We start from the raw sequence: 5,720 nt of genomic DNA on the forward strand, positions 1-5,720 counted from the left end.
GGCTCGAACCCACGACCGAGGGATTATGAGTCCCCTGCTCTGACCGACTGAGCTACCGCCCCGGCGTGGGAAGCCTAGCGGCCGGCCTGCCCCCTCACCGGTCGGGCGAGCGTCGACGAGCGCGGCTGAGCCTCCCGGGTGGTCACCTCCTGCGTTCACCCGTCGTGGCCGGAGACGTTCTGCCACGCTGGCGCGGCACCCCGATCCCGCGCTCCAGGAGCTCTCATGCGTCACCGCGTCACCGCCGCCCTCGCCACCACCGCCGTCGTCAGCCTGATCGCGGCCACTCCCGCCCAGGCCGCCGACAGTCGCGTCTTCGGAGGTGACCGCTACGGCACGGCCGCCGCGGTGTCACAGCTGCTCGAGGACGGCAGCTTCAACTCGGTCTACCTCGCTACGGGAGAGAACTTCCCCGACGCGCTCGCCGCGAGCGCTGCTGCCGGCGGCGACCAGAGCAGGGTCCTGCTGACCGGCCGGTACGTGCTGCCGCAGGCGACGCGCGACGAGATGGCACGGCTCGACGCGAGCGTGGTCTACCTGGTCGGGGGCACGGCGTCCGTGAGCACCGAGGTGGAGACGGAACTCGACCGCCTGGGCTACACGGTGCTGAGGCTCGACGGGGAGAACCGCTACGACACATCGGCCACGGTCGCGCAGATTCTGTTCGACGACCCCGACACGGTGTTCCTCGCGACCGGGCAGAACTACCCCGACGCGCTGGCGGGTGCAGCCGCCGCGGGCAGCCTCGGCGCACCGATCGTCCTGGTCGGGCAGACCACGGTGCCCGAGGCTGTCCGGGAGGCGCTGACGGACGACTTCCTGCCGCTGCGGCCCAGCCGCTTCTTCGTCCTCGGCGGGCAGGGCGCGATCCCCGACGGCGTCATCGACCAGATCCGCGGTCTGGGCTACCAGAACGCGACCTTCGAGCGGGTCGGCGGCGACGACCGGTACGCGACCGCCGTGGCCGTCGGGCAGCGGTTCTTCGCCTCCAGTCCGTCCGTCGTCCTCGCCGTGGGCGACAACTTCCCCGACGCGCTGGCCGCCGGTCCGTTCGCGGCCCAGACGTCGGCGCCCCTGCTGCTGACCCAGGCCGCCACGACACCGGGCGCGACGGCCGCCGAGCTCGCACGGCGCAACCCCCAGGACCGCGTGTACGTCGGGGCCGCACGGCCCAGCTGAGGAGTCGGGGCGGTCGCCGGGCGGCGTGTGGCCTGCAGGAGGTCATCAAGACGCGCCCGTCGACCGGCGCCTCGGACACCGGCTCGACGGCCGGCCGTCAGCGGCGGTCGAGGACCACGCGCCCGGCCTGGACGACGACGGGCACGTGCTTGCCGGGGTCGGCAAGGATCCCGGCGTCCTGCAGGGGATCGCCGTCGACGAGGACGAGGTCGGCGTGGGCGCCGGGGGTGAGCACGCCGACCTGCCCCACCATCCCGAGGAGCTCCGCGGCCACGGTCGTGGCCGAGCGCAGCACGTCCAGCGAGGGCAGGACGTCGGCGCGGATGCGGAACTCCTGCGACTGGTGGCGCTGCATCCCGCCGAGCAGGTCGGAGCCGTAGGCGATCTTCACGCCCGCGGCCGCGGCGAGCTGCAGCGCGCCGATCCCGGCGTCGAGGACCGCGTCGACCTTCTCCCAGCTGTCCTGCGGCAGCCCGAACTCGCGCCCCTCCTCCTTCAGCGCCCAGTACGTGACGAGCGTCGGGACGAGGAAGGCGTCGTGGGCGAGGAACAACTCGACGCTGTGGGCGTCGAGGAGGTTGCCGTGCTCGATGGTGCGGACCCCTGCCTCCAGGGCCCGGTCGATCGCCCGGGCGGTGTAGGCGTGCGCGGCGACGTAGCGGTTGGCGGCCTGGGCTTCGGCGACGACGGCGCGCAGCTCGTCCAGGGAGTACTGCGTCGAGTCGATGCGGTCGGTCGGGGACGACACCCCCCCGCCGGCCATGACCTTCAGGTGGTGGGCGCCCCTGCGCAGCTCGTCGCGGGCCGCGACGCGGAGCGGCTCGACACCGTCGACGACCCGTCCCATGCTCGCGCAGCAGCCGGGTTCCTCCTGCGCGTCGGCTCCCGGGCCCCGCACGTCGCCGTGTCCACCGGTCTGGCTCAGCGCCTTGCCGCCGAAGGCGAGGCGGGGGCCGGTGACGAGACCCTCGGCCTGCGCCTGGGCGAGGCCGAAGTCGGCGCCCCCGGTGTCCCGCACCGTGGTGAAGCCGCGGTGCAGCATGTCGCGCATCAACCGGCCCGCGTGGGCGGTGACGTAGCTCGGCGCCCAGGTGGGCAGCGCGGCCAGGTCCGCCGTCGCCGCCGTCACGTGCACGTGGCAGTCGACGAGGCCCGGCAGGACCCGCAGGCCGGTCGCGTCCAGGACACGGGCGCCCTCCGGTGCCGCCAGGCCGGCCCCGAGGCCCACGACGCGTCCGTCGCGCACGAGGACGTCGTGGCCGGCGAGGTACTCGCCCGCGACCGGGTCGAGGACGTCGCCGCCGCGCACGAGCAGGGTGTCGGTCATCGGGTTCCTCCGGGGTTCGTGGTGGTCGTCGCGGCCCGAGCGGCGTGCCACGCGCGCAGCGGCTCGCGCGCCAGGTCGGCGAGGCGCAGCGCCCCTGGGACCGACGCCTCGTCGTAGTGGCCCTCGACGTCCAGCAGGTTGAGGGAACCCAGCGTCCGGCCGTCGGCGACCACGGGCACGTTGAGCGTCGCCCCGCAGCCCAGCGCCTCGATGGTGGGCCAGTCGGCGAAGACGGCCGCCACCTCGGCCGGGGTGCGCCCGAGGTAGGCGCGGCGCTGCACGAGCACCTGCTGCGGCCAGGGCGCGTCACGCGGCATGAACTTCTCGCCGCCGACGGGGTACTCGACGGGGTGGGAGGTGTGGATGCGCTGCAGTCCAGCGCGCTCGTCGTCCCACGCCAGGACGGTGAACAGCCGCACGCCGAGGCCGGCACGGGCCGCGGCCTCGACGACGCCGAAGCCCGGGGCGTTCTCCCCCGACCGGTCGGGCCGGATGATCGTGGTCCGCGGTGCGGTGGTCGGGGAACCGGTGTCGCTCACGCGCGCGTCCCCCCGACCGTCGGCGTGCCGAGCACGTCCTCCTGCGCGGCGTGGACGGCGTCTGTCTCGGTGAGCTCCTCGAGCGACCGACCGGCCGTGGAGAGCCCGAACACGAGCACCGCGACGACCCCGACGACGAGGACCGCGGTGACCATCGTGAACACGCCGCCGAAGCCGAGCGAGACGTAGAAGAAGCCGATGAGCGCGGGGGCGCTGATGCTGCCCAGGCGGCCGAAGGCGCTGGACATCCCGGTCCCCGTCGCGCGGATCCAGGTCGGGAACACCTCAGGCGTGTAGGCGTAGAGCCCGGCGTAGGTGCCGTTGAGGAAGAACGACAGGACTGCGCCCGCGAGCACGATGGTCACCGCACTACCGGCCTGGCTCAACGCGAAGGCGCTGAGGGCGGCGCCGATGAGGTAGGCCGCGATGGTCCGCCGGCGGTCGAAGCGCTCGTTGCACCAGGCCGCCGAGAAGTACCCGGGGATCTGCGCCAGGTAGATGATGATCGAGAACTCGAAGCTCTTGGTGACGGTGAAACCGCGGTCGACCAGGAGCGTCGGGATCCAGCTGAAGAACCCGTAGAACGAGAACGTGGCCACGAACCACAGCGACCAGACGACGGCGGTGCGCCGGGCCATGGCACGGCTGAACAGGAACCGCAGGGCGGACAGCAGCGTGGGGCTCGCCTGCTGCACGGCCGGTTGCGCCGCGACCACGCCGGCCGGCGCTTCGACGGCGGGCAGCGGCCGGCCGGTCGCACGTTCGACGCCGCGCTCCATACGGACGACCACGGTCTCCGCTTCCGCGACCCGGCCGCGCAGGAGGAGGTAGCGGGGCGACTCCGGCAGCGAGCGGCGCCACCACAGCAGCAGCACGACGGGCAGGGCCGTCAGGACCTGCGCCCAGCGCCACCCGTCGCCACCCCCCTCGACGACGAAGCGCCCGAGCAGGGCGGCGATCACGTAGCCGAAGGAGAAGAACCCCGCCAGGGCGCCGATGAACCAGCCGCGCCGCTTGGCGGGTACGAACTCGGCGAGGAACGGGGCGATGATGGCGCTCTCAGCGCCCGTGCCGAGGCCCGCGAGGATGCGGGCGCCGACGAAGAACGAGAAGTTCGGCGACGCGGCGGCCACCAGGGTGAACAAGCAGTAGAACGCCAGCGCCCACATCATCACGCGACGGCGGCCGATCCGGTCGGCCAGCAACCCGGCGATCGTGGCTCCCACGAGGTAGCCGATCGGGGTCGCGGACCCGATGATCCCGGACTGCGCGCTGGTGAGCGCCCACTGCTCGCGCACCGACGGCAGCAGGAAGGCGACGACGGCTCCGTCGAGGCCGTCGAAGGTGTACCCGAGGCCACCGATGAGGAGCAGGACGTAGTGCGGGCGGCTGAGGGGCAGCCGGTCGAGCCGTTGCAGCAGGGTCACGGGGTCTCCTCGGGCACGGGCGGAGCGAGGGCGGTGGCCGCAAACGTAGGGTCACTCGTACATGTTCTGCAATGGTCCTTGCAGGAAACGTTGCCGTAACCTGCGCCCGGTGACGAGCGAGCCCGCACCGGTGGACGTCTCGACGACGGATCCGAGGCCCGACAGGGACGGCCTCGAGACCTGGCTGACGTCTCGCGCCCCGGGTGGCCGGCTCTCGACCAAGTCGCGCGCCGTCGTCCACGTCCTGCACACCAAGCCCCGCACGGCCTCCTACGGCGGCGCGGCGGAGGTCGCCCAGCTCGCCGGCGCGACGGTCGCCACGGTGACCCGCACGGCTCAGGCGCTTGGCTTCGACGGCTGGCCGGCACTGCAGCAGGAGCTGCGGGCCCGCTACCTGTCGTCGCTGAGTGCCCCGCAGGTGGCCGCCGAGCACGGCAGCCTGACCGACGCCGCCTCCGCCGCGTCGCTGCGCCGCGACGTCGACGACCTGGCCGTCCTCTCGCGCACCACCGATCCCGCAGCCGTCGGGGCCGTTGCCCGGGCCGTCGCCGGCGCCCGTCGCACGCTCGTGATCGCCTCCGGCAGCTACGCGGCCGTGGGGATCGCCCTCGCCCACAACGCCGGCCTGGCCGGCTACGACGTGCAGCTGCACGACGGCGCATCGGCGTCGATGGTCAACGCCCTCGCGCGCGTCGGCCCCCAGGACGTCGTCGTGACGATCAGCTTCTGGCGGCTCTACACGAGCGCCGTCCGGGCCGCCCAGGCCGCGGCCGCGCGCGGGGCGACGGTCTGCAGCGTCACGGACTCCGCCAGCGGGCCGCTCGCTGCGGCCGCGCGCCACGTCCTCCTCGTCCCCGCCGAGGGCGTGTCCTTCTTCCCCTCGCTGACCCCCGCCCTCGCCGTGGTCCAGGCCGTCTGCGCCGAGCTGGCGACGCTCGACCCGGCCCGGACCCGGGCCAGCGTCGAGGCCGCCGACGGCCTCTGGGACGCCTTCGGCATTCTGGACCGAGCCCCGCACCGCCCCTGAGACACCCCCGTCGAGTGACAGCAGCACCACCGGCCGGTTCTCCACCCTGTCGGGGCTGGGTTCCGTCGCCCAGCACACCGCGATCGCCCGGGCCGCCGTCGCCGGGGACGCCGAGACCGCCGGACGCCTGGCCCGCGAGAACTGGCTGACCCTCGACCCCTTCCTCGACCTCCTCTGACTCCTCGACCCGCTCTGCCCCCCTCCCCCGACTGGAGCCCTCC

The 5,720-nt window shown here is 73.7% G+C and carries 5 protein-coding genes; 2 read left to right on the plus strand and 3 right to left on the minus strand.

The genetic code is table 11. The features are described 5' to 3' along the window. The first annotated feature begins 225 nt into the window (after positions 1–225). Positions 226–1,179 carry a cell wall-binding repeat-containing protein gene (locus GTR02_RS19130; RefSeq protein WP_166609077.1) on the plus strand — a complete coding sequence of 318 codons (954 nt, stop codon included), beginning with the start codon at positions 226–228 and terminating at the stop codon, positions 1,177–1,179. 97 nt (positions 1,180–1,276) lie between these two features. On the opposite strand, the gene GTR02_RS19135 is transcribed toward GTR02_RS19130, so the two are convergent. From GTR02_RS19135 to GTR02_RS19145, 3 genes are read right to left on the minus strand one after another with little or no spacing between them, the layout of a single operon-like run. Continuing rightward, on the minus strand, positions 1,277–2,506 hold the full coding sequence (locus tag GTR02_RS19135; protein WP_166609078.1) for a metal-dependent hydrolase family protein: 1,230 nt from the start codon (positions 2,504–2,506) through the stop codon (positions 1,277–1,279). Continuing rightward, a complete protein-coding gene (locus GTR02_RS19140) occupies positions 2,503–3,045 on the minus strand; it encodes a hypothetical protein (RefSeq protein ID WP_205709624.1) in 543 nt (180 codons plus the stop codon). Before GTR02_RS19140 ends, GTR02_RS19135 begins: the two co-directional genes overlap by 4 nt. After that, positions 3,042–4,472 carry an MFS transporter gene (locus tag GTR02_RS19145; RefSeq protein WP_166609079.1) on the minus strand — a complete coding sequence of 477 codons (1,431 nt, stop codon included), beginning with the start codon at positions 4,470–4,472 and terminating at the stop codon, positions 3,042–3,044. Before GTR02_RS19145 ends, GTR02_RS19140 begins: the two co-directional genes overlap by 4 nt. 109 nt (positions 4,473–4,581) lie before the next feature. Between GTR02_RS19145 and GTR02_RS19150 the strand changes: the two genes are divergently transcribed. Continuing rightward, positions 4,582–5,499, plus strand: coding sequence for an SIS domain-containing protein (locus GTR02_RS19150; protein ID WP_205709625.1), 918 nt, complete (start codon positions 4,582–4,584; stop codon positions 5,497–5,499). The last annotated feature ends 221 nt before the right edge of the window (positions 5,500–5,720 follow it).

The organism is Kineococcus siccus (assembly GCF_009906795.1).
Lineage (GTDB): Bacteria > Actinomycetota > Actinomycetes > Actinomycetales > Kineococcaceae > Kineococcus > Kineococcus siccus.

Excerpts from the sequence above, each read along its gene's own strand:
- GTR02_RS19135 (WP_166609078.1), bottom strand. The coding sequence starts at position 2,506 with ATGACCGACACCCTGCTCGTGCGCGGCGGCGACGTCCTCGACCCGGTC.
- GTR02_RS19130 (WP_166609077.1), top strand. The coding sequence starts at position 226 with ATGCGTCACCGCGTCACCGCCGCCCTCGCCACCACCGCCGTCGTCAGC.